We start from the raw sequence: 4,028 nt of genomic DNA, 5'->3' as shown, positions 1-4,028 counted from the left end.
GGGGCGCTCCGCTCCACGCTCTACCGCCCCGCCGTCGACGATGCGGGCAGCCTCCGGATCGCCGCGGCGGTCGGCGTCAACGGCGACGTGGGGGCGAAGGCACGCGCGCTCCTCGACGCGGGCGTCGACTGCCTGGTGGTCGACACGGCCCACGGCCACCAGGACCGGATGCTGGAGGCGCTCCAGTCCGTGCGCGCGCTCGACCCCGCGGTTCCGGTCGCCGCCGGCAACGTGGTCGACGCCGACGGCACCCGGGCCCTGATCGGGGCCGGGGCCGACATCGTCAAGGTCGGGGTCGGGCCCGGGGCGATGTGCACCACCCGGATGATGACGGGGGTGGGACGGCCGCAGTTCTCGGCGGTGCTCGACTGCGCCGCGGCCGCGCGCGACCTGGGCGCCCACGTCTGGGCCGACGGGGGAGTGCGGCACCCGCGCGACGTCGCGCTCGCGCTCGCGGCCGGCGCCTCCGCGGTGATGATCGGCTCGTGGTTCGCCGGCACCTACGAGTCGCCCGGCGACCTGCTCCACGACGCCGACGGGCGACCGTTCAAGGTGTCGTTCGGGATGGCGTCGGCGCGCGCGGTCGCCGGGCGCACCGCGACCGAGTCCGCTTTCGACCGCGCCCGCAAGGGCCTCTACGAGGAGGGCATCTCGTCCTCCCGGATGTACCTCGACCCGACGCGACCGGGTGTCGAGGACCTGATCGACGAGATCAGCGCCGGGGTGCGCTCGGCCTGCACGTACGCCGGCGCGGGAACCCTCGCCGAGCTCCACGAGCGGGCGGTCGTGGGCGTCCAGTCCGCGGCCGGCTTCCACGAGGGCCGTCCACTGTCGACCAGCTGGTGACCGACGTGACCCGCTACCTGGTGGTGGCCGCGACCCGCGCCGAGGCGGCGTACGTCCNCCCGCGCCGAGGCGGCGTACGTCCCGGAGGCGCTGCCGGTGCTGATCACCGGCATCGGCAAGACAGCGGCGGCCACCGCGGTCGCCGGAGCGCTCGCGGCGTACGACGACCTCGCCGGACTGCAGGTCGTCAACATCGGCACCGCCGGCGCCCTGCACGACCACCACGAGGGCCTCCACGAGCCGGGCGTCGTGCTGAACCATGACGTGAACGCCGACGCCATCCGCGCGCTCGGCTACGACCCCGAGGAGCGGCTCCGCTGCGGTGCGGGGGAGATGGTGCTCGCGAGCGGCGACGTGTTCGTCACCGACCCGGTGGTGCGGGCGCGGCTGGCAGCCCAGGCCGACCTGGTCGACATGGAGGGCTACGCGGTGGTCTACGCCGCCCGGCGCTTCGGGGTCCCGGTGCGGCTGGTCAAGCACGTGTCGGACAACGCCGACGAGAGCGCGATGGACTGGCCGACGATGGTCGACCACAGCGCCCGAGCCCTCGGTGACTGGCTGAGAACGTCCTTGTCGATGGTGAAGCCTGAGTAAAGCCCTGACAACGAAGCGGCATTTTCTGCTGACAAGGGTTACCTTGCCTGCATGCTCCCTCCCCGTCGCAACATGGGGATCTCGTTGATCCTCGCCCTTTTGCTCGGCCTCACCGTCCTTGCCGGACCGTTGTCGCCAGCCAGCAGCGCCGCTCGCTCGGCGCCCCTCCCTCGTGCGGCCGTGGCCGCCGCTCCGACCGATCCGGTCTTCAGGTCCGTCAGTGGCGGCTCGCGCGTCACGGTCGCCGGCGTCGTCCGGTCCGAGCTCACCGCCGCGAGCAGCCTGCGGGTGACCGAGCCCGGCCGGAGCTCCGCCAACGACATCGCATCGGTCAACCTGCTGAACGGACTGCTCACCGCTACCGGTGTCACCACCCGGCAGCGCACCACCCGCACCCTCAGCGGCGGCACGACGATCACGTCCGAGGCGAAGATCGCCGGCGTGAAGCTGCTCGGCGGTGCGATCACCGTCGACGCGATCGAGACCAAGGCGACCGCCACCCTCAACGGCGACGAGGTGAAGCGGACGGGCGGCACGAAGCTCGTGAACCTGAAGGTCCGTGACAACGACCTGCCGATCACCGTCCCCAAGAACACCACGGTCACCATCCCCGGCCTGGCCACGGTCGTGATCAACGAGGTCAAGGGGCAGATCGGCGGCGACGCCCTGATCAAGTCCGTCGCGACCGGCATCAAGGTCACGCTGCTGTCGTCGTTCGGCCAGCTGGAGAAGGGTGCGGTCATCGAGATCACCCCGACCAAGGCCATGATCGAGCTGCCGGTGCCGATCGACGGGGTGCCGGTGTTCGGCGTCTCCTACTCCTCGCGCACCCGGATCCAGGTGGGCGACGCGGTCAAGCTCAACGCCGGCCCGACGTCGGCGATGATCATGCCGGCCGGTGGCACGAACGGCCTCACGCTCACCAACGCCACTGCCAAGCTCAACCTGCCCGGCCTGGTGAACGCCTACGCGCTGAGCGGGTCCGCCAACGGCACGGTGACCAGCGCCGAGACCGAGGGCACGCTCGTCGGCAAGGTCGCCGACGTCTCGCTCCTCGGCGGGGCGATCACCGTCGATGCCGTCACAGCGACGGCGCACCTCGAGCTGCAGGACGGCGGCCAACCCAAGATCACCGGAGGCTCCCGCCTGGTCGGTCTGACCATCAACGGCAAGACCTTCCCGATCTCGGTCGCTCCGAACACGGTCGTCGAGATCCCGGGTCTGGTGAAGGTGATCATCAACGAGCAGATCAAGCAGACGTTCCCGTTCAACGGGATCGCGGTGCGGGCGTTGCACATCATCGCCCTGCCGGACGCTCCGAAGGAGATCATCGGCCTCGACGTCGAGGTGGGCGTCGCCGCTGTCTGGGTCAACAGCTGAGCCGTCGAGCTCGAGAGCGCCGCCGGTCCGTACGGGCCGGCGGCGCTCTGCGTCTCAAGGGTCTGCGTCTCACAGGTCTGCGTCTCACGGGTCTGCGTCCAACAGGCGTGGGTCTGACAGGATTGGCGCCGTGGAGGCGATCGGTCGGTTCGTCGTGCTCGAGCGGCTCGGTGTCGGGGCGCACGCCGCGGTCTATCGCGCCGAGGACCCGGTGCTCGAGCAGTTCGTCGCGCTCAAGGTGCTGTCGACGCAGGTCGCCTTCGATCCCGACGGCCGGGCCCGCTTCATCAAGGAGGCGCGGCTGATGCGGAGGATCGAGTCGCCGCGCACCGCCACCGTCTACGACGTCGCCCAGCTGCCGGACGGCCGGCCCTACCTCGTGCTGGAGCTCGCCGAACGGGGGACCCTCCAGGACCGGCTCGACGAGCTCGAGCAGAGCGGTGGCCTGGTGACCGTGCCGGACGTCCGTGCCGTTGCCGCGGCGCTGGGCGCGTCGCTCACCGCGATCCACGAGCGCGGCGTCGTCCATCGCGACGTCAAGCCGTCGAACATCCTGATCGCCCCGGCCCGGTCGGGCCACGCGCCGGACGCGCCGCCCGACGGCGTGCTGCTCCGCGGCGACGACTTCCTCGTCCTGACCGACTTCGGACTCGCGAAGGCGCTCGAGTCCACGCGCCGGGTCACCGCTGCCGTCGGCACGCCCGCGTTCATGGCCCCGGAGCAGGCGGCCGTCGGCGCGCCGATCGACGGCCGCGCCGACATCTTCGCGGCGTCGGCCGTCGTCGCCGAGGTGCTCGATCGGACGGGCGTGCCGCGCCACCCCCGCGTCGCCGCAGTCCTGGAGCGGGGCATGGCGCGCGACCGCGAGGCCCGGCACCCGGACGCCGACACCTGGGCCCGCGACCTCGTCGCCGCGCTCGACAGCAGCCTGGCGCCAGAGACCTTCGTCCGTCCGGCGCCTCCCGCCCCCCAGCAGGCGCACCAGCAGGCCGGCGTACCCGTGCCGGCGCAGCCGGTCGCCTCGTCGGCAGTACCCGTCCTCGACCACCGGCCGCGGCCCGCCACGGTCCCGCGCGGCTCGTTCTTCCCCGGCGGCCCGGTGCTGCTGGCCGTGCTCGTCGCGGTGGCGATCGCGGTCGCGCTGGTGGTCCTGGTGGCCCTCGACTACGCCGGCGGCGCGCAGTGATCGGCCCGGACCTGGTGCAGGC

The 4,028-nt window shown here is 72.3% G+C and carries 4 protein-coding genes; all 4 read left to right on the top strand.

All coding sequences use genetic code 11. From position 1 onward, the window contains the following. Nucleotides 1–846, top strand: an 846-nt coding sequence (locus H0488_RS22275; RefSeq protein WP_183101394.1) for an IMP dehydrogenase, incomplete at its 5' end; no start/stop codon positions are given. 96 nt (nucleotides 847–942) lie between these two features. Further along, entirely contained in the window at nucleotides 943–1,440 is a 498-nt protein-coding gene (locus H0488_RS22270) for a nucleosidase (RefSeq protein WP_312856487.1), read from the top strand. Between the two features lie 51 nt (nucleotides 1,441–1,491). Next, nucleotides 1,492–2,820 carry a choice-of-anchor P domain-containing protein gene (locus H0488_RS22265; RefSeq protein WP_183101393.1) on the top strand — a complete coding sequence of 443 codons (1,329 nt, stop codon included), beginning with the start codon at nucleotides 1,492–1,494 and terminating at the stop codon, nucleotides 2,818–2,820. A gap of 130 nt (nucleotides 2,821–2,950) precedes the next feature. Next, nucleotides 2,951–4,006, top strand: coding sequence for a serine/threonine-protein kinase (locus H0488_RS22260; RefSeq protein WP_183101392.1), 1,056 nt, complete (start codon nucleotides 2,951–2,953; stop codon nucleotides 4,004–4,006). Nucleotides 4,007–4,028 lie beyond the last annotated feature (22 nt).

Source organism: Nocardioides pelophilus, from assembly GCF_014180685.1.
Taxonomy (GTDB): Bacteria; Actinomycetota; Actinomycetes; order Propionibacteriales; family Nocardioidaceae; genus Nocardioides; species Nocardioides pelophilus.
This window is presented reverse-complemented; position numbering and strand designations above follow the sequence as displayed.